General features: G+C 66.5%; 13 protein-coding genes. 4 read left to right on the plus strand and 9 right to left on the minus strand.

The window, feature by feature from the left end; all coding sequences use genetic code 11:
• The first annotated feature begins 133 nt into the window (after window positions 1–133).
• On the plus strand, window positions 134–1,162 hold the full coding sequence (locus ACM62G_RS13430; RefSeq protein WP_419737298.1) for a hypothetical protein: 1,029 nt from the start codon (window positions 134–136) through the stop codon (window positions 1,160–1,162).
• A gap of 12 nt (window positions 1,163–1,174) precedes the next feature.
• Here the strand turns inward: ACM62G_RS13430 and ACM62G_RS13435 are convergent, their stop codons facing one another.
• Both ACM62G_RS13435 and ACM62G_RS13440 read right to left on the minus strand, forming a co-directional pair.
• Window positions 1,175–2,956, minus strand: a complete 1,782-nt coding sequence (locus ACM62G_RS13435; RefSeq protein WP_419737299.1) for a GspE/PulE family protein — start codon at window positions 2,954–2,956, stop codon at window positions 1,175–1,177.
• Window positions 2,957–3,078: 122 nt separating this feature from the next.
• Complete coding sequence (locus ACM62G_RS13440) at window positions 3,079–3,411, minus strand: hypothetical protein (protein ID WP_419737300.1); 333 nt, start codon at window positions 3,409–3,411, stop codon at window positions 3,079–3,081.
• A gap of 127 nt (window positions 3,412–3,538) precedes the next feature.
• Between ACM62G_RS13440 and ACM62G_RS13445 the strand changes: the two genes are divergently transcribed.
• Window positions 3,539–4,012, plus strand: a complete 474-nt coding sequence (locus ACM62G_RS13445; RefSeq protein WP_054063589.1) for an Lrp/AsnC family transcriptional regulator — start codon at window positions 3,539–3,541, stop codon at window positions 4,010–4,012.
• 4 nt (window positions 4,013–4,016) lie between these two features.
• On the opposite strand, the gene ACM62G_RS13450 is transcribed toward ACM62G_RS13445, so the two are convergent.
• From ACM62G_RS13450 to ACM62G_RS13475, 6 genes are all read right to left on the minus strand, one after another.
• Window positions 4,017–4,670: an SGNH/GDSL hydrolase family protein gene (locus ACM62G_RS13450; protein WP_419737301.1), complete on the minus strand. Its 654-nt coding sequence runs from the start codon at window positions 4,668–4,670 to the stop codon at window positions 4,017–4,019.
• 18 nt (window positions 4,671–4,688) lie between these two features.
• Window positions 4,689–8,594, minus strand: a complete 3,906-nt coding sequence (locus ACM62G_RS13455) for a cellulose synthase subunit BcsC-related outer membrane protein (RefSeq protein ID WP_419737302.1) — start codon at window positions 8,592–8,594, stop codon at window positions 4,689–4,691.
• Window positions 8,591–10,879 (minus strand): cellulose biosynthesis cyclic di-GMP-binding regulatory protein BcsB, encoded by a 2,289-nt coding sequence (gene bcsB, locus ACM62G_RS13460; RefSeq protein ID WP_419737303.1) that lies wholly within the window; start codon window positions 10,877–10,879, stop codon window positions 8,591–8,593. The genes ACM62G_RS13455 and bcsB overlap by 4 nt, the downstream gene beginning before the upstream one ends.
• Complete coding sequence (bcsA, locus tag ACM62G_RS13465) at window positions 10,876–13,071, minus strand: UDP-forming cellulose synthase catalytic subunit (protein ID WP_419737304.1); 2,196 nt, start codon at window positions 13,069–13,071, stop codon at window positions 10,876–10,878. The genes bcsB and bcsA overlap by 4 nt, the downstream gene beginning before the upstream one ends.
• The gene (gene bcsQ, locus ACM62G_RS13470; protein WP_273823285.1) at window positions 13,068–14,123 is read right to left on the minus strand and encodes a cellulose biosynthesis protein BcsQ; all 1,056 of its coding nucleotides are present in this window, start codon (window positions 14,121–14,123) and stop codon (window positions 13,068–13,070) included. The genes bcsA and bcsQ overlap by 4 nt, the downstream gene beginning before the upstream one ends.
• A 317-nt stretch (window positions 14,124–14,440) precedes the next feature.
• Window positions 14,441–15,808 (minus strand): inorganic triphosphatase, encoded by a 1,368-nt coding sequence (locus ACM62G_RS13475; RefSeq protein ID WP_419737305.1) that lies wholly within the window; start codon window positions 15,806–15,808, stop codon window positions 14,441–14,443.
• A gap of 160 nt (window positions 15,809–15,968) precedes the next feature.
• On the opposite strand from ACM62G_RS13475, the gene argE reads away from it, so the two are divergent.
• Both argE and argA read left to right on the plus strand, forming a co-directional pair.
• Window positions 15,969–17,129 (plus strand): acetylornithine deacetylase, encoded by a 1,161-nt coding sequence (gene argE, locus ACM62G_RS13480; protein ID WP_419737306.1) that lies wholly within the window; start codon window positions 15,969–15,971, stop codon window positions 17,127–17,129.
• Window positions 17,130–17,268: 139 nt separating this feature from the next.
• Window positions 17,269–18,567 carry an amino-acid N-acetyltransferase gene (gene argA, locus ACM62G_RS13485; RefSeq protein WP_054058623.1) on the plus strand — a complete coding sequence of 433 codons (1,299 nt, stop codon included), beginning with the start codon at window positions 17,269–17,271 and terminating at the stop codon, window positions 18,565–18,567.
• Between the two features lie 79 nt (window positions 18,568–18,646).
• On the opposite strand, the gene gshA is transcribed toward argA, so the two are convergent.
• Window positions 18,647–20,230 (minus strand): glutamate--cysteine ligase, encoded by a 1,584-nt coding sequence (gshA, locus tag ACM62G_RS13490; protein WP_273823287.1) that lies wholly within the window; start codon window positions 20,228–20,230, stop codon window positions 18,647–18,649.
• Window positions 20,231–20,271 lie beyond the last annotated feature (41 nt).

Genomic DNA, 20,271 nt, shown 5'->3' on the forward strand with positions numbered 1-20,271 from the left:
ACCGAGATACCGATAATGAGCTGATTGTAGCGACTCTGGCCCAGGAATAAGTGTGTCATTTGTGTTCAGCCCCGCAGGACACGCGCCATGTTAAGGTGCGGGCCATCGACCCCGCCGCGAGTAGCCGATTGCGATGATCTTCGGTCCCGATCCGTCCGCCATCCTGTTCATTTTCCTGCTGGCCGCGCTGGCCGTGGTCAGCACGATCGGACTGCTGTGGGTGCTGGTGGCCCTGCTGTTTGCGCGTACGCGCCGTCACCTGCGGCGCAATCCCTGGCGCTACGGCTGCCTGATCGTGCCGGGCCTGATCTTCGCCGGGCTGGGCGGGGCGATGTTGCGGGAGTTCCAGCGCCTGGACGCGGCGTCCGAGGCCGAGCGCCAGGCGCTGAATCCGCGGTTGCAGGCCGAGCTGCGCCTGGGCGAGCTGAGCTTCCCGGCGGGCAGCCAGGCGCATCTGGGCACCCTCGACCCCGAGGACTGGCAGGGGAAACCCCAGGCGCACGGTCTGGACAGCCTGAAGTCGATCGAACTGGCAGCGCCCATCGAGATCCTGGGGATGCCGGTGTCGGCGATCGACTTCTCGCCGGGCTACAGCGATTCCAGCGTGCGCCTGGAACATGACCAGGTCATACAGGATTGGCCCTGTGCCGCAGGCACCTGGGCGAGTTTCCGGCGCGAGGCGCAGGACACGTACCGGCCGAGCCGCTGGCGTTTCAGGGAGTGCACCCTGGTCCCCGGCGTGGGCGTGGCCGGCGTGACCTGGCCAGCGGGCACTGTGCTGCATGGCGACCGGGAGGGCTGGATGCTGCGCGCCGAAGACGCCGACAACCTCGACATCGCCCTCGATGGCCTGCACCTGTCCTCGCTGCGCATGTACCTCGACAGTCAACGGCGCACCGAGAGGTGGGACGGGCAACTGGCCCGTTCCACCACCCTGGGCGAGTGGCTTTATCCACAGGGCACGCGGGTGCGCGGTGACGAACGCGGCGCCTGGCTGTTCAGCCCGACCGGCGAGCAGGACGCGATCAACCGGCGCACCGGCGAGCAGATCGCCGAAGGGCATTCGATTCTCCAGCGGCGCGGCGATGCCGCCCCGGTGAGCATCAAGCCCAACAGCGAGGTCGGGGTGATCGACTGGTTCGTCCTCACCCCGTCGAAATGATGTGTTGCCCGCTCAACGCTGCTCGCTCTGGGGCGTGACCCGCAGCACCTCCTCGATGGTGGTCAGCCCCGCCGCGACCTTCTGTGCGCCGGACAGGCGCAGGCTGCGCATGCCTTCCTTGAACGCCTGGCGGCGCACCGCCAGCAGGTCGGTGTCGGCATGGATCAGCGCCTTGACGCTGTCGCTGAGCAGCATGATCTCGTAGACCCCGGCGCGGCCGCGGTAGCCGGTGTCGCGACATTCCAGGCAGCCGACCGCCTGTTGCGCGCCGCTGGGCAGGGGCGCCTGCCAGGGGCGGGTGAGGGTCTGCCAATCCTCCTCCGACAGCTCGTGCGGCGCCTTGCAGTGCGGACACAGGGTGCGTACCAGGCGCTGGGCCATGACCCCGAGCACGGTAGCCTTGATCAGGTAGTGCGGTACGCCCAGTTCGAGCAGGCGACTGATGGCGCTCGGCGCATCGTTGGTGTGCAGGGTCGACAGCACCAGGTGGCCGGTCAGGGCGGCCTGGATCGCCATCTCGGCGGTTTCCAGGTCGCGGATCTCGCCGATCATGATGATGTCCGGGTCCTGGCGCATCAGCGCGCGCACGCCGCTGGCGAAGGTCAGGTCGATATTGTGCTGGACCTGCATCTGGTTGAAGGCCGGCTCGACCATCTCGATCGGGTCCTCGATGGTGCAGAGGTTGACCTCCGAGGTCGCCAGTTTCTTCAGGGTGGTGTACAGCGTGGTGGTCTTGCCCGAGCCGGTGGGGCCGGTGACCAGGATGATGCCGTTGGGCTGGCGGGTCATGTCCTGCCAGCGGCGCAGGTCATCGGCGCAGAAGCCGAGCTGGTCGAAGTCCTTGAGCAATACCTCCGGGTCGAAGATCCGCATCACCATCTTCTCGCCGAACGCGGTCGGCAGGGTCGACAGGCGCAGCTCGACCTCGCCGCCGTCGGGGGTCTTGGTCTTGACCCGGCCGTCCTGGGGCTTGCGCTTTTCCGCGACGTTCATCCGGCCCAGGCTCTTGAGCCGGCTGACGATCGCCATGGTCACCTGGGGCGGGAACTGGTAGACGTTGTGCAGCACGCCGTCGATGCGAAAGCGCACGGTGCCCTGCTCGCGGCGCGGCTCGATGTGGATATCGCTGGCGCGCTGCTGGAAGGCGTACTGGAACAGCCAGTCGACGATGTTGACGATGTGCGCGTCGTTGGCGTCCGGCTCCTGGTCGCTGGCGCCGAGGTTCAGCAGCTGTTCGAAGTTGCCCAGGTTGTGGCCTTTCTGGTCGACCGTGCTGGCGCCGCTGACCGACTTGGCCAGGCGGAAGAACTCCACGGTATAGCGCTGGATATCCACCGGGTTGGCCACCACCCGCCGGATCGGCAGCTTGAGCACATGGCTCAGGTCGGCTTCCCAGCTGCGCACATGGGGCTGGGCGCTGGCCACGGTCACGCCGTCGTGATCGACCGCCACGGCCAGGATCTTATGGCGCTGGGCGAACGCATAGGACATCAGCGGCATGATCGCGGCGACGTCGATCTTCAGCGGGTCGATGCGCAGGTAGGGTTGGCCGGCCTGTTGGGCCAGCCACAGGGTCAGGTTTTCCAGGTCCAGCGGCTTGCCGGGGCGGCTCAGGTCGGGCAGGTGCTGGCTGGCGATGAACTCCAGGGGATGCAACTGGCTGTTCTGCGAGTTGCGCCGGGTGGTCATGGCGTGTTCGGCCGAGTCCTGGCTGATGAATCCCTGGCTGACCAGGACGCGTAGCAGTTCGTTGAGGTCCAGCCAGTGATCCTGGTTGAGAGAGGCGACGGGCATGCGGGCTCCTGTTCGGGCGGTCAGTAGTCCCTGTCTGACCGTGAGAAAGCAAGAATAGTCGCGAGGTTGCCCGAAGTCTGTGCCGAGACCGGAACGAGGCGTGCGATTTTTTCTCCGGCGGCTCAGCCCGCCGCCTGCAGCCGCGTTGGCTGGGCCTGTGCCGCCGGCTGCAGGTGCACGGCAAACACGCTGATGAGGTTGCGCATCTTTTCGCCGATCACTTCGGCACGGTGCCAGCTCAGGCCATTCAGCTCCAGCTCGATCAGAAACACGCCATCGTCCTGGCGGGCCTGCACCTGCAGGGGCGTGAGCAACTGCAGGGCGAACAGGTTGAGCAGGCGGCAGAGCAGGTCCGGTTCGGCCTCGGCCCGGACCTGGTACTGCACCCGGCAGTGCTCGTTGTGCGGGGACCAGTTATCGGGGCGTGAAGGCGTCAGGGGGTCGCGGCTGTACATGGTCTATCTCCTCGATCGGCTGGAGAAATTTTTACATGTCGATCCGGGTATTTCTTATCTATGATGGGCGAATTTCGCGTCATTGCGACTTGTGTTATTCACTGAAAAGGCGATTAGAGGTTTTTCTATGCAGAGTGAGCTTGATGCATACGATCGGCGGATCCTGGCGTTGCTGCAGGAGGATGCCTCGTTGTCCAGCGCGCAGATCGCCGAGCAGGTGGGCTTGTCCCAGTCGCCCTGCTGGCGGCGGATCCAGCGGCTCAAGGATGAAGGGGTGATCCGCAGCCAGGTGACCCTGCTCGATCGGAAAAAGATCGGCCTCAACACGCAGATTTTCGCCGAGGTGAAACTCAATGCCCACGGTCGCTCCAACTTCGCCGAATTCACCGAGGCGATCCGCGGTTTTCCCGAAGTGCTTGAGTGCTACGTGCTGATGGGCGCGGTGGACTTCCTGCTGCGCATCGTCACGGCCGATATCGAGGCCTACGAGCGGTTCTTCTTCGAGAAGCTGTCGCTGGTCCCGGGTATCCAGGAGGTCAACTCCATCGTCGCGCTCTCCGAGATCAAGTCCACCACCAGCCTGCCGGTGTTGCGTCCCTGAGGGCTCACCGGCCCGCGGGCCGCGGCATCTGCAACAACGCCTTGACGATGGCATCGCTCCAGGCCCGGTAGCCGGTGAGGGTCAGGTGCTGGCCGTCGATGGTCGCCCATTGGCCCTTGCCGGAGAACTGCAGCGAGTCGATGTAGCGGCAGGGCGCCACGCTCTTGCCGAGGAAATCCGACATCGTCCGTACCCGTTCGTAGGTCTTGCCGTATTTGCCGCCCTCGCTGCCCCAGCTCGGTCCGACCCAGACACAGGGGCTGTGGTGGTCGGCCAGGGCTTTCACCAGGCTGTTGGTCTGTTGCCAGATCCAGGCCTTGGGAAAGCTCGGCTTGTCGTAGCTGGCCATGGTGTCGCCCATGACGATTACGGTGATATCGGGTTTGTCGCTGTCGAGCAGCTGGCCGATCGGCCGGGTCGTCGCATTGTCCAGCACCGTGGCCTCGGCGCTGCCCCGGCGTTCGGCGCCGCCGCAGGGGCTGGGGGTCGCCTTGAGCCAGTCGCCGGCGCTGGCACCGCAGATGCCGATGGAGTGGACCTGGGCACCCTGGCGGCTGAGGGCCTCGTGCAGCGGGTTGAGCAGGAAATCGGGGGTCGCCAGGTGGCTGTCGCCGATGATCAGGACGGTCAGGCCCGCCAGGACCGATGAAGTGGCCATGTTGCACGCTCCCGCAGTTCAATTGGAGTAGGGCGAACGGTACGGGCTGACCGGCAGGGCCATCGGCCCGCTGATCTTCTCGAACAGGTAGCGCAGGTACAGCCCGGCGGTGACCTGGCGGTAATCCTGGGCGTTGTCCACACCCAGCTCGCCGCCCAGCAGCAGGTTCGAACCGAGCCGATATTCGCCCGCCGCGTTCAGGTTGTAGCCGACCCCGGTACTGCTCTTGCCGGGGTACTTGAGGTCGTTGGCAGCCTGTTCGGCGCGGTGTCCGGGAAAGTAGTCGGCGCCTTTCTGGTTGATGTACTGCACCCCCAGCGCGCCGTTGAGCCGATAGCTGAAGCGCTCGGAGCGCTGCGACCAATTGACCGGCACCGCCACGGAGAAGAACGTCTGCGGGCTGAAGTAGCCGCCGTGGCCGTAGGTGAAGAAGCCCTGGTTGTTTTCATAGGACAGCACCATGGTGCTCAGGCCCACGGTCAGCTTCTCGTCGGGCTGGTTCTCCAGGTACCAGTAGAGGCCGCCGCCCAGTTCGGCGCGGGTGTTGTCCTCGACGTTGTGGCCGACCAGCTTGTGCAGGGCGCCATAGCCATACAGGCCGACTTCCTGATCGTCGTAGCCGAGCAGCGCGCGCCCGCCGTTGGCCGTCACGCCACCCCAGCTGATGCCGGTGCGGCGGTCCTTCGCGCCGGCGAAGGAGGTCAGGCTGTCGGTGACCGGCCGCCGCGAAAGGGCGATGCTGTAGTGCATGTTCGGGCTGGAGACCAACGGCTGTTCCAGGCTGATGCCGCCGATCACGGTGTTGTAGGTGAAGCCCACGGGACTGACGCCGATGTCCGCCTTGATCCCGTGGGGCGGGCTGTCCACGGCGACCGCCAGCCCGACGCCATTGGCCTGCTGCGAGCCGGGGGAGCCGCTGGGCAGGCCGCTGCCGAAGCGGCTGAGGCTGTAGTCGTGGGCGCTGCCGGCGTGCAGCGAGACCGGGGTCACCCGCAACGCGACCCGATTGTCACCGGCCGGCAGGTTGGCTTCGAACGGTGCCTCGACATCGGTCAGCTTGCTCAGGCCCGACTCGTTATTGTTGCTGCGCACGCTCAGGCCCTGGGCGACATAGGCGCTGCGTTCCTGGAGAATTTCGTTCAGCGCCAGCTGCGCCGGACTCAGATCCTGCTGCGCGGCTTCGCCTGCACGGCGGCCGGCGGCGAAGGGATTGCCGGCCGGTGCCGGATCGTCGTCCAGAAGACTATCGGCGCTTTCATAGCGTGAGGGTGCCAGGGACGGATCGGGCGGCATGCTCTCGGCCGACTCATTGCCGGAACGCAACGGGTCCTCACTGCGGACCGCGGCCCGGCGGGGTTGTCCCGGCAGGTCGAGGAAGGGGTTGTCGCCGTCGCTGTCCGCCCTGTCGAGCGCCGGGTTGGCGCGCCGCTGGCTGCCCTCGATGGCCACGGCCTGGCGCAGCAGGTCGGCGGCCTCGGAACTCTTGCCCATGGCGCGATAGGTGTCGGCGGCGCTGGTCAGCACCTTGGGCACGCCCGGCTTGAGGACCAGGGCGCTTTTGAGGGCCTTTTCCGCCCGCGCGTTGTCGTGGGCCTGGGCGGCCAGGCTGGCGACGCTCAGTTGCAGGTCGGCATTGCGCGGATCGTTTTCCAGCAGCGGCTGGTACAGCGCCATGGCCTTGGCGTTGTTGCCGCTGGCGCTGTACAGCCGCGCCAGGGCCGCGTTCGCCTGGGGATCGCGCGGTGATTGGCGCAGGATCGGCTTGAGCAAGTCGTAGGCGGCCACCAGGTTGCCTTTCTCGCGCAACTGGTCGGCCTGCCGGATGCGGTACAGCTTCACCAGGGAGGCGTAATGTCGGCGATCGCTGTCGCTCAGGCGTGTCTCCTGCAGGTTGCGCAGGATGTCGGCGGCGTCGTTGTCCTGGTCGGCCTTGAACAGGATGTCGGCGTAGAGCAATTGCAGCTTGCTGGCGGGGTTGGGTGAGCGCTCCACCAGGTCGCGCATCAGCGCCACGCCCTGTTGTGGCTGGCCGGCATCGAGGTAGGCCGCAGCCAGGATCGCCACGCGCTCGGGCCTGCCCTCGGTCAGGGCCTGGCTGCGGGCGAGCAGGGCCTGGGCCTCGTGCTGCTGGCCACGCCGGAGGTTGGCGACGGCGGCGTCGGTCTGCACGTGCAGGGCGATTTCCTTGCCCAGCTCGTCCATTTCGCGGCTGCGCCGCGCCGCAGGGATACGCGCGAGGCTGGCCTGGGCGTCCTGCCACTCGCCCAGTTGCGCCGCCAGCAGGCTGCGGGTGTAGAGCGCGTCGGGCTGATCGGGGTGGCGCTTGAGCAGGTCATTGATCTGCTCCCGGGCAGCCTGGGTGCGGCCCTGGCCGAGGTAGATCCGCGCCAGGGCGAAGCGTGTCCAGGCATTGCCGGGGTCATCCGCGAGTGCCTGCCGGTAGGCCTGTTCGGCGGCCCTCAGGTCGCCGCGTTGTTCGGCTACCCGGGCCACCTGGGTGGCGCGCAGCGAACGGACCGACACCTCGGCGTTCAGTCGGGCCTGGGCCGTCGCTGACAGCGAGTCGATCAGCTTGAGCGCCTCATCGGCCTTGCCCTGCTGCGCCAATACCGCGATCAGGCCGTTGAGGGCCTGGGGGTCGTCGCGGTGGCTGGCGAGGATTCGCCGGTAGGCGGCCTCGGCCTTCGCCAGTTGGCCGTCCTGCGCCTGCAGGTTGGCCAGCGCCACCTGGCTGGACGATTGCCCGGGGTTCTGGCGGGCGGCCTGCTCGATCATCTGGCGCGCCTGGTCCTGGCGCCCGGCTTTCTGGGCCGCGCTCGCGCCGGCCATCAGCCGCCAGTAGCGCACGTTGTCCAGCGCCTGTCGCCAGGGCTGTCCGCCGGGCTGGCGGGTGGCCCGGACCAGCAGGTCCTCGGCTTCGTCCAGGCGCTCCTGTTTCTGCCGCACGATGCCCAGGCCGCCGAGTGCGTCGGGGTCGTCGGGTTTTTCCTGGAGGCGCGCCTGAAACGCCTGCTCGGCGGCGGCCAGGTCGCCGGCCTCGAGGGCCTGCAGGCCGCGGGCGTCCTGTGGGTCGCGGCGCCAGGCCGCAGCTTTCGCGGTGCTGGTGTTGCTGCGGGTGAGGGTCTTGCCCTTGTTCATCAACTCGCGGATTTCCCGGTCGTCCGGGTGGGTGGCGAGGAACTGCTCGAACAGCGGCACCTGCGCCGGTGCCGGCGGGCCGATCCAGGTCAGGGCGAAGCGCCAGGTCTCATTGGCGTCGCTACCGACATCCTTGTCCCTGGCCAGTACGGCCAGGCGACGGATGCCTTCGGCGCGGGTGTCGAGGTTGCGCACCATGTGCTTGGCCAGGAACAGTGCCGCGGCACGGTCGTCGGGGTGTTCGCGCAGCAGCCGTTCGAGCCCGTTGCGGGCTTCCTGTTCGCCGCCACGGGTGTAGCCCAGCAGGAAGTAGAACTCGCGGGCCAGGTCGCCCTGCGGCTGGCGTCCATTGAACAGTTGCCGGTAGACCTTCACCGCGTCGTCGTACTGGTTGCCGTCGACCAGTTTTCGCGCGCGGGCCAGCAACTGCGCCTGTTCGTCGTTGCCCAGGGCGATGTCCTGCTCCAGTTGTTGCGCCTGGCGTGGCGGCGGTACCAGCGCCTGCAGGCGGGCGAGGTACTGGCGGGCCTCGTCCGGACGCTTGAGCTGCACGTTGCCCAGGCCCAGGCCATAGAGGGCCTCGGGCTGGTCCGGGGCGAGCAGCAGCAGTTTGTTCCAGGCATCCATGGCCCGGTCGGGATTGTGCTGGGCCTGCCAGTAGCGGCCCTGCTCGATCAGTTGGACCTGTGGGTCATCGGCGGCTCGTGCCGCCGTGCCGGCCAGGGCGAGCAGCAGCGCCAGCGGCAGGCTGCGGCGCAGGTGCGTGCGCCTCGCCAGCCGGCTCATGACAACCGCCGCTTGGCCTGGGCACGCAGGCCGAGGAAGATCAGCGCGCAGAGCAGGACAAAGCCGAGCAGGACGCTGAACAGCAGCCAGCCGACATGCCGCGACAACAGCAGCTGCAGATGCCGGAACCAGCCCAGGTGGCCGACGTAGTACGGCTGGTCGGCGGTCAGGCTGGTGACCTGTTTGTCCTGGACCACCGCCAGGCGGCCCTGGATCTGATCCTTGTAGTCGTCGCCGCCGATCATCGCCGCTGTCACCTCTTGCAGCCGGGCCGGCTCGCTGCTGGCGATCACCACCACGCTGCGCCCGCCCTTGAGTGGCGATTCGAAACCGGCCATGTAGGGCGTGCCGCTGCCCGACCAGGCCAGGGCGGTGCGGGTCCTGCGGATCGCCGCCTCGCTGTCGGGGCTGAACCAGTCGTGGATGCGCAGGGCCAGGTCACTCAGGTCGAAGAAGTGATGGCTGCTTTCGCTGCGCGCCGGCAGTGCCTCGGCCCAGCGTTTGAGCAGCGGCTGGTCACCGCCGGCGGCCAGGACCAGCATGTCCTTGTCGCTGACCGTGTCGATGTCGCGGGCCTGGATCACCTGGACGCCGGTGGTCGGGTAGCCGGTGGAGTCGCCGAAGCGGCCGAACACCGTGAGGTAGGCGCTCAGTACTTCCGGGCCCGGGTTGTCGGGCATGACCACGGCGGTTTCCGCGAGATCGGCGAGGCGGGTGAAGGGGAAGCCGCTGTCGCGGAACTTGGCCAGGTCGGGCATCGGCGTGTAGTGATCCAGGCCGCTGAGGTCGAGGGTCGAGTCCGGCTCGATCTGGCCGCGCATGTCCTCGACGATGACGTCGCGGCATTCGCCCTGCTTGACGTAGTCGTACATGTAGCGCAGTTGCAGCTGGGCCTTGAAGGTGGAGATGTCCAGCGGCAGGAACATGCTCGCTTCGCGGGGCAGGCTGTCGTCGGTCTTCAGCCATTCCAGCCACTGGGGTTCGCCGTTCAGGTTGGCGATCGACGGCAGCTGCATGGAGCGGATCAGGTGGTCGTTGAGGTGCACCAGCAGCGCCGAATTGGTCGAGAACTGCTGCGGGGTGTAGCGATACTTGAGCTGCAGCGGCACGCCGCGGTTACGCCACTCGAACAGGTCCGGCGGCAGGCGCAGCGGCACGATGATTTCCCGCGGGTTGTAGCCGGAGACATGCAACTGCTGAGCGTCCACCAGCTCGCCGAGCTTCACCGGCCGGTCGGCCGGCAGCCAGTTGGGCGCATCGTAGGGCAGCCGGGCCGGTACCGGGTCCAGGCGATCGATCAGCGCGGTCGCGCCGGACAGGGCCTTGCTGCCCAGGGCGACGGCGAGGGCGGCGGTCTTCAGTTCGGCGTCGTTGCGGCCGCTGATCACCAGCAGCTTGCCGTAGGGGTCGTTGGGGTTGGTCATCATGGTGACGCTGGGGCCGGTGGCCGGGTTGCCCGACAGTTCGCCCAGGGGCAGCGCCTCGCGACGGGTCGCCAGCACGATGGCACTGCCTTTGGCCGGCAATTGGCCGACGCTGGCGGGGAAGGTCGCGGTGCGGTAGCTGGCCAGCGCGCCGAACTTCGATGACAGCGCGGCGGCCGCTTCCAGTTTGGCGAGGCCCGGGGCCGTGTCGAAGACGAACGGCAGCGTCAGCGGCCGGGCATCGTGGCGATCGAAGAACGGCGCCGGCAGCAGGGCCAGGTCGTTCTTCAGGGCGATCGGCGAGTACTGGATGTTCAGTTGGCTGTCATTGCTGACCCTGGCCCACAGGCTCGAATGCAGCGGGTCTTCGCACTGCATGGTGTAGTGGCCGATCAGTTGCAGGTCGATCCGGTTGAAGTCGGTGATCAGCCGTGCCGGAATCTCGACCACCTTTTCCAGGTCCTTGCCGGCCTCTTCCCTGGGCAGCGGCAGGCTGGCGGCGACCTTGTCGTTGACCAGCACGTTGAGCTGCGACAGGTCGGGCAGCATGGAGGGCGAATAGCTGAAGCGCAGCACCAGTTGCACGCCGGTGACGACCTGGTCGGCGCGGATGCCGAAGTCGGCGCTGTCAGTGGACTCGACCCCCTTGAGGTACATCGGGTCGCGACGTCCCAGCTGCTTGAACGTCAGGCTGTAGCTGTTGCCCGGGTTCGTCTGGGGCTGAGCGGCCGCCGTGTTGCCATGGACCTCGGCTTGCGAGAGCGCCCTGCCGGTGTCGGGGAGCAGGCTGCAACAGGCCAGCAGAGCCAGGGCATAACGGGTGCAGCGTCCCGCGCTGCCAACGGAGGAGGTCGTGGTCATGGCGTGTCCAGGGCGGCGGTGGAGGAGGAGTGGCGGCGGGCGATGGGCAGCGTGGGCAACAGGCGTACGCTGGCCTTGAGCAGTTCGGCAATGCCGTGCAGGCCGATGGTGCTGACTTCTCGCAGGGCCGCGAGGGGCGAGTCCGGTTTGCCGCTGCCCCAGTTCATGGCCCAGGTGTCGGCACGGGCGAAGGTCAGGTGGACCAGGTCGCTTTGCTGACGCAGGGTCATGGGGTCGAACTGGATACCGATGGTGCTGCCCTGGCTGGAAACCACGGTGCCGTCGAAGTCGTAGTGTTGGGCATGGCGGAACAGCGAGACCCGCAGGCGTTCGCCGCGCGGGATCGATTGTCCCTGCGCGAGCCGGAGCCCCAGGCCATGTTGCGAGAAATCCTCGGTGGTGCTCTGCCACTGCCTGCCGTCGGCCAGTTGCAGGCTGACCGGCAGTTGCGCCTCGACCCGCGGCTCGCTGCGGATCTGCCGGCTCTCGCTGGCGACCGCCAGGGCTGCGCTGGTCACCATGACGTTGTACAGCGCCCAGACCTGGTTGAGCAGGACGGTGATGTCGGTGGTGTCGTCGGCACCGATGTAGTCGTAGAGGCCGAACAGCACCCCGGCGATGTTCAGGAGCAGCAGTACGATGTAGGGGCGGGCCATCTTCCAGTCGAAAAACTCGGGATGCAGGTCGCCGCCCTTGTCGGTGACGTTGAAGTGCCCGGAGCGTGGCCGGATCATCGCCATCAGCACCGGTGGCAGGATGTACCAGGCCAGCACCGTCTCGTAGACCTCGTTCCAGTACGAATGGCGGAACCGGCCCTGGATGCGCGAGTTGGTCAGGTTGGCCAGCAGCAGGTGCGGGAACGCGTAGGCGGCGACCATCAGCGGTGCGGCGTGGAAGATCTGCGCGCCGAAAATCAGATAGGCCAGGGGCGCGGTGAGGAACACCATGCGCGGGAAGCCGTAGAAGAAGTGCAGCATGGCGTTGGTGTAGCAGACGCGCTGGCCGAGGGTCAGCCCGCGGCCGAGCATGGGGTTGTCGGTGCGGAAGATCTGGGTCATGCCGCGGGCCCAGCGGATGCGCTGGTTGATATGTCGCGACAGGTTCTCGGTGGCCATGCCGGCCGCCTGTGGCAGGGCCAGGTAGGCGGTGTTGTAGCCGGCACGGTTGAGCTTGAGCGAGGTGTGGGCGTCTTCGGTCAGGGTGGTTTCGTCCATGCCACCGACGGCCTCCAGCGGTGCCCGCCGCATCAGCGCACAGGAGCCGCAGAACATCGCCGCGTTCCACAGGTCGTTGCCGTCCTGCACCAGGCCGTAGAACAGCTCGCCCTCGTTGGGCACCGAGTGCCAGGTATCGAGATTTTTCTCGAACGGGTCGGGCGAGAAGAAACAGTGCGGGGTCTGCAGCATCGCCAGCCGGGGATCCTTGAGGAACCAGCCCATGGCGATCTGCAGGAAGGAGCGCGACGGCACGTGGTCGGCGTCGAAGGCGGCGATGTACTCGCCGTGGGTCACCCGCAGCGCGGCGTTGAAGTTGCCGGCCTTGGCATGCAGGTTGTTGTCGCGGGTCAGGTAGTGGGCACCGACGCTTTCGCAGAACTCGCGAAACTCCTCGCGGTGGCCGTCGTCCAGCACATGGACCCTGAGCTTGTCCTCGGGCCAGTCCAGCCCCTGGGCGGCGAACACCGTGACCTTGACGATCTCCAGCGACTCGTTGACCGTGGTGATGAACACGTCGACGCTGGGCCATTGCTCGGGGGCCTGGTCGAGCAGGATCGGCCGGCGCCGCAGCGGCCAGGCGGTCTGCACGTAGCCGAACACCAGCACCACCAGGGCGTAGAGTTCGGCCACCACCAGGGTGTAGCCGAACAGGGTGTCGTGGAAGTTTTCCAGCTGCAGGGTTTCGCTCAGGCGCCAGTACATGTAGCGCAGCGAGGCGATCAGCGACAGGCTGATCATCGCGATGATCGGCAGGCGCCCCTCGAAGCGCCGCAGCAGCAGCGCCGCAATCACCAGCAGCAGGCCGAGCAGGGCCTGCCGGGACAGGCTGGCCGGCGCGCTGATGACCCCGGCAAGCACCACCGCGCAGAGCAGCACAGCGATCCACAGGAGTACCCGGCGCAGGCGCTCCGGCCATTGCCGGGCGCGCCTGAAGCTGGTGCCGAGCAGACGTTCGACGCGGCGTTCGAGGGTCATGGCAGGCGTGGCTCCAGTTGGTCGTAGAGTTTGTCGGCGATGGCCAGGATGTCCTGGCAGCCGCGGGCGTCGGCGCTCTGTTCGAACGGATTGCATTCGTAGGCCAGGGCCTCAGAGATGGCGTCGTCCCAGGCGACGGTGCCGAGCAGCTGGGGCTTGAGCTGGTTTTCGAGGATCTGCGCGATGTCCACGGACAGCGCATGGGAGCTGTCCACGCCGTTGATCACGAACCGGCAGCTGGCGGGCCGCTCGCCGCCCAGGTGCGGGGCGAGGGTGTTGACCAGGTGTTCCAGTGCGGCATGGGAGGCGGCATCGGGTCGGACCACGGCGACGATCAGGTCGGCCATGTGCAGGGCCTGTTCCTGGAACACGCTGCTGCCGGCCGGGGTATCGATGATCAGCGTGTCGTGCCGGCCCAGGTGCAGGGGCGCCAGGTGCCGGGCGAGCCAGAGCGGGTCGTCCTCGAGTTGGCGTTCGAGGCCATGCAATTGCTGCGGTTCGCTTTCGCCGAAGGGCAGCAGCCGGGTGCTGGCGTAGCCGGTCTGGGCCAGCTCCTGCCAACTGCGCTGCTCCAGGCTGGCGCGGCAGATCCCGGCGGCCTGGGGAAGGATGCCCAGGTGCCGATGCTGGGCGTTCTGCGGGTCGAGTTCGAGGACCACGGCCTGGCGGTCGGCGCTGTTGAGCAGGATCGCCAGCAGGCTGGCCAGGGTGCTGCGGCCCACGCCGCCACGAGTCGAGACCACCGCGACAATCCGTGCCGCGACGTGGGGCATGACCGGCGTCTGCCGGTGTTGCTCGGCCTGGGCCTGGCGCTGCCGGGCGAGATCGGTGAGCAGCGTGCGCAGGGAGGGCGACGAGGCCGGGTCGGCGACTGCGGGAGGCACCGCCAGGCTTGGCGTTTCGGCGGGTGTTGGCGCTGGAGGCGGTGGGCTGGGTGCGGGGAGAGGCTTTTCGGTGAAAGCCCGGGCCACCTCGATTTCCCGATAGCGGTCGGTGCTGGCCCCGAACTTGCGCATCAGGTTTCTGACATCATCGTCGTCTGAAGGCTGCATGACAGTATCCGTACCATTCCAGAAGAACTTGAAAGGGGACAGATACGGCTAATCACACAATGCCGTCGTACTGCGTGCCGTTTGGCAAACGATGGTGTTCTTAAAGGTGTCGCCTGTGTGGCTTGTCGATAGAACCCGAGGGACTTGGCAATGTTCCTGAAGGTTTTATCGCGCTGGTCAGGTTCAAATGTAGACCAGATTTTCCGCTGCAAGGAATTTTTGCTGGAAAGCGCAGGTGCCGAGTCTGCTCGCGAGATATAGGCGACCTTGATGGCCTCTTCGCGGGCAAGCCCTGCTCCTGCACGATGGCGCTGCTGTTACAGGCGCGACAGGGCTTTCCAGGCACGGCCCTGGGACACGGTCAGCGCCTGCTGGACCCGTGCTTCCAGTACTTCATCGCTGATATCCAGCTCCGCCAGTTGCGCCAGCTTGTTCAGCTCGCCGAACAGGCGATCCAGCTCCGGCAGTTCCAACACGCCACGGGCCAGGTGCAGCCAGGCCTGGATACGCTCGATGCGTGGCAGTTGCTCGGCCAGGTCTTCCGGCTGTTGCTGGTAGCGGCCCAATTGCAGCGCCACGGCTTCGTCGGCCAGCAGGCGGGGCAACCAGCTCTGCAACTGCGCGGCGCCCTGGCGGTTGCCGCGGTTGGGGCGTTCGACCGTCCAGCTGCGGGCCAGCAGCCAGCGCGAGGTGTTCAGGGAGAACTGGCCCCAGCGCACATCCTCCAGCTCTTCGAGGAACTGCTCCGGTGCGGCCTTGCGCACGTCCTCGTCTTCGATACCGGCATTGACCAGCGGGCGCCAGTCTTCCAGCAACGCGTCCAGGGCCTTGCGCAGTTCGCTGGTCGATTGCCGTGGTGCCACCTGACCGAGGCTGCCGACCAGCGCCCGCAGTTCGATCAACTGTTGCAGCCAGTCCTGCAGCAGGCGCCAGTGGCCGTTGAAACGGTACTGCTCGGCCAGCCGTTGGCTGCTGCCGAGCAGGTGCCAGGCCAGCGCGGTGAAGGCGTCGTCCACCGAGGTCTCGGCGGTCAGTTGCGGCGTCGGCAGGCTCAGCGAGTAGCTGTTGGCGTCGAACAGCCGGTAGCCGCGTTCGGCCTTGCTGATATCGCAGGGCATCAGCGCCAGCTTCTCGGCCAGTTCGGCGGCCAGTTCCAGCAGCGCCTCGGGCTCGCCTTCGCGCAGTTCCAGTTCCAGCTCGCAGATTTCCTCCTTCTGCTTGCCGGCGATGACGGAACCGAGGTCCAGCGCCGCCTCGATCACCACTTTCGATTTGCCACGACCCCAGGCGATCTCGGCGCGCTCGCGAACGAAATCGGTGGTGAAGATCGGCTTGAGGGTTTTCTTGTCCAGCTCGGCCAGTTGCGCCGGCCAGCATTCGCCATCGAGCTTTTTCAGGTCCAGCCTGGCCTTGGCCAGGTGCCAGTCGTACTCGTTGCGCTCGGACAGGCCGGCGATGCTCTGGCCGCGGGTCTTGAGGGTCTGGATCACGTCGTCGCCGTCACGGCGCAGGCGCAGGGCGACCTTGGCCTTGGCCAGGTCGCGTTCGGGGGTGTCGAAATACTGGTTCATCAGTTCACGACGTTCCCAGCCGCTCTTGTTGCGCTTCTTCAACAGCGGGTGCTCGCGCAGGGCGGCGAGGGTTTCGCGGCTGACGCGGAGTTTGATTTCGGTTTCTTTCTGCATGGCCGGAAAATCCAGGATCGGGAGTGCGGCCGGGGAGAAGAGTGGCCGCCTTGGGGGATGCAGTGTACAGGACAAGCGGGTCGCACGCGTCGTGGCGGTTTATTCCGGCCGCCGGATGGCTCTATGATGGGCTTCGCCTTGGAGTCCGGGAGTCAGCGCAATGCCTTTGCCGTCGATGAAAGATCAGTTCGCTGCGCTGATTGCAGTTCCTTCCGTCAGTTGTACCCAGCCGGCGCTGGACCTGAGCAACCGCCCGGTGATCGACCTGCTGGCCGGCTGGTTGAGCGACCTGGGCTTCAACTGCGATATCCAGCCGGTCAGCCCCGGCAAGTTCAACCTGCTCGCCAGCTTCGGCAGTGGTCCCGGCGGCCTGGTGCTGGCCGGGCACAGCGACACCGTGCCGTTCGACGAAGCGCTGTGGCAGACCGACCCGCTCAAGCTCAGCGAGATCGACGGCCGTTGGGTCGGCCTGGGCAGTTGCGACATGAAGGGATTCTTCGCCCTGATCATCGAGGCGGTGCGGCCGCTGCTCGAGCAGCCGTTCAAGCAGCCGCTGCTGATCCTGGCGACCTGCGACGAGGAAAGCTCGATGTCCGGCGCCCGTGCCCTGGCCGAGGCCGGGCGGCCGCTGGGCCGTGCGGCGGTGATCGGCGAGCCGACCGGGCTCAAGCCCATTCGCCTGCACAAGGGCGTGATGATGGAGCGCATCGACATCCTCGGCCGCAGCGGCCACTCGTCGGACCCGAGCCTGGGCCACAGCGCCCTCGAAGCCATGCACGATGTGATCGGCGAGCTGCGTGGCCTGCGCGGGCAGTGGCAGCGCGAGTACAACAACCCGCAATTCACCGTGCCACAGCCGACCCTGAACCTGGGCTGCATTCACGGTGGCGACAACCCCAACCGCATCTGCGGCCAGTGTGCCCTGGAATTCGACCTGCGACCGCTGCCGGGCATGGACCCGGGCGTACTGCGCGCGGCGATCCGCGGCAAGCTTGAGCCGCTGGCTGCGCGGCACCAGGTGAAGATCGACTATGCGCCGCTGTTCCCCGAGGTGCCGCCCTTCGAGCAGGTGGCCGATGCCGAACTGGTACGCATCGCCGAAAAACTCACCGGTCACCGCGCGCAAGCGGTGGCGTTCGGTACCGAAGCGCCTTATCTTCAGCGCCTTGGCTGCGAGACCCTGATATTGGGCCCCGGCGATATCGATTGTGCGCACCAGCCGGGAGAATTCCTCGAAATGTCACGTTTGCAGCCTACCGTACAGCTGTTGCGCGAACTGATTGAACATTATTGCTTGAGCCCGGCCCCGAGCTTGCGTTAAATGCCAGGCCAAACCATTCATTACCGAGTAAGGAGAGCCCGCGTGTCGCCAAGCCTGTTCCGACGATAACCAACAGCCCGTTGTGCGTTTTCACGTTGCACCCCTTTTTCATTGGCTGTTTTTTATACAGGTTCAGGTCATGCCCGAATACGTTAACTGGCTTCGCCACGCCTCTCCCTATATCAATGCCCACCGCGATTGCACCTTTGTCGTCATGCTGCCCGGCGACGGTGTCGAGCACCCCAACTTCGGCAATATCGTCCACGACCTGGTGCTGCTGCACAGCCTCGGGGTGCGCCTGGTGCTGGTCCACGGCTCGCGCCCGCAGATCGAAAGCCGCCTGGCCGCACGCGGCCTGACCCCGCACTACCATCGCGGCCTGCGTATCACCGACGCGGCCACCCTGGAGTGCGTGATCGACGCGGTTGGCCAGTTGCGTATCGCTATCGAGGCGCGTCTGTCCATGGACATGGCGGCCTCGCCGATGCAGGGCTCGCGGTTGCGTGTGGCCAGCGGCAACCTGGTGACGGCGCGACCGATCGGCGTGCTGGAAGGTGTCGACTATCACCACACCGGCGAAGTGCGCCGGGTCGACCGCAAGGGCATCAACCGCCTGCTCGACGAGCGCTCCATCGTGCTGCTGTCGCCGCTGGGCTACTCGCCCACCGGGGAAATCTTCAACCTGGCCTGCGAAGACGTCGCGACCCGCGCGGCGATTGACCTGGGGGCGGAAAAGCTGCTGTTGTTCGGTGCCGATCATGGCCTGATCGATGAAGATGGCCACCTGGTCCGCGAATTGCGCCCGCAACAGGTTCCGGCGCATCTGCAACGCCTGGGCAGTGATTACCAGGCCGAATTGCTCGATGCGGCGGCCGAGGCCTGCCGTGGCGGCGTGGCCCGCAGCCATATCGTCAGCTACGCCGAAGATGGCGCGCTGCTGACCGAACTGTTCACCCGTGACGGCGGCGGTACGCTGGTGGCCCAGGAGCAGTTCGAGCGGGTTCGCGAAGCGGCGATCGAGGATGTTGGCGGTTTGCTCGACCTGATCAGCCCGCTGGAAGAGCAGGGCATCCTGGTGCGGCGCTCGCGCGAGGTGCTGGAGCGCGAGATCGAGCAGTTCAGTGTGGTCGAGCGTGAAGGGATGATCATCGCCTGTGCGGCGTTGTACCCGATTGCCGATTCGGAGGCGGGTGAGCTGGCGTGCCTGGCGGTGAATCCGGAGTACCGCCATGGCGGGCGTGGCGACGAGCTGCTCGAGCGTATCGAGACCCGGGCGCGGGCGCTGGGGCTCAAGACCCTGTTCGTCCTCACCACCCGGACGGCGCACTGGTTCCGCGAGCGCGGGTTCGCCCCGAGCAGCGTCGAGCGCCTGCCGAGCGCGCGGGCGTCGTTGTACAACTATCAGCGTAACTCGAAGATCTTCGAGAAGGCGCTCTGACCCTCCGAGCCCTTGGGTAGCGCTTGAGGGCCTATTCGCGGGGCTTGCCCGCGAAAGCGTCAGGCCTGTCGGCGCCGGCTCAGTTGCTGATCGCCAGGATGCTCGCCTGGTAGGAGCCGACGAACACATCGAAATCGCCGACCTCGTTCTGCTCCAGCTCCAGCTGCTGTACCAGCGACTGGCGGGCGCTTTCCTCGAACGCGGTCTGCTCCTGCTTGGTCAACGGCTGGCTGCGGAAGGACTCGGCATGGGCCAGGCTCTGGCGCATGGCGAACTGGGCGAAGCTTTCCTTGTGTTCGGTCATGCTCGCCAGTACCCGGGCCGATGGGGTCAGGGACGAATCCCTGATCTTCGCCCGCTGCTCGTCCAGCGCCTTGGCGTGATCATCGCCGCCCTGGCTCTGGTCCAGCAACGCCGCCAGCGGCGCGATCCGCTCCAGCAGCTCGGCGGCCCATTCCTTCATGTCCACCGCCTGGCCATCACGTTGCAGTTGCAGGCCCGGACGGCGGCCTTCCTTGACCACGGCGAGGAAATTCGCGGTGGCATTGCCGCACTCGCCGTTTTCGAGCTGCGGGCTGTCGTTCAGTGCGCAGTACAGCAGGAACGCGTTGAGGAAGCGCGCCTCGTTCAGATCGATGCCGGTCGGCAGGAACGGGTTGATATCCAGGCAGCGCACCTCGACGTACTGTACGCCACGGGCCATCAGCGCCTGGATCGGCCGCTCGCCGGTGTAGGTCACGCGTTTGGGGCGGATGTTGGAGTAGTACTCGTTTTCGATCTGCAGGATGTTGGTGTTGAGCTGGACCCACTCGCCATCCTTGTGGGTACCGATTTCGACATAGGGAGCGTAGGGTGTCGCCACCGCCTTGCGCAGGCTGTCGGTGTAGCTGTTGAGATCGTTGTAGCACGGCGTCAGGCCGGCCTGGGCGTTGCTCTGGTAACCCAGGTCGCTCATGCGCAGGCTGGTGGCGTAGGGCAGGTACAGCGTTTCGGCGTCGAACTGTTCCAGCGAATGCGCGCGGCCGCGCAGGAAGCCGGCATCCAGCGCTGGCGAGGCACCGAACAGGTACATCAGCAGCCAGCTGTAGCGACGGAAATTGCGGATCAGCGCGATATAGGCCAGCGACTGGTAGTCACGGTCCGAGCCGGTGAAACCTTCGGCCTGCTTGAGCAGGGGCCAGAGCTTTTCCGGCAGCGAGAAATTGTAGTGAATCCCGGCGATGCACTGCATCGTCTTGCCGTAGCGCAGGGCCAGGCCCTGGCGGTACACGTACTTGAGCCTGCCGATATTCGAGGTGCCGTAATAGGCGATCGGAATGTCTTCCTCGGCCGGCAGCGGGCAAGGCATCGACGGACTCCACAGGTACTCGTTGCCCAGCTTGCTGTAGGCGAAGCGATGAATCCTGTCCAGGCTGCCCAGGGTGTCGGCCGGGTCGGTCAGGGCCGGAGTGATGAACTCCAGCAGCGACTCGGAATAGTCCGTGGTGATCTGCTCGTTGGTCAGCGCCGAGCCGAGTTCTTCCGGGTGCGGTGTCTGCGCCAGTCGACCTTCGGGGGTGACGCGCAGGCATTCGCGCTCGATGCCGTGCAGGCACTGCTCGAGCAGGGAGAGGTGGTCGCGCTCGCCGAGCAGAGCCAGGCGGCGGTTGAGAAGTTCGCTCAAGTTGGATTCCTTCACGCGTCGGTCGCCCCAATATGGGGGTG

This window comes from Pseudomonas sp. COR18 (genome assembly GCF_048568395.1).
GTDB lineage: Bacteria > Pseudomonadota > Gammaproteobacteria > Pseudomonadales > Pseudomonadaceae > Aquipseudomonas > Aquipseudomonas fuscovaginae_B.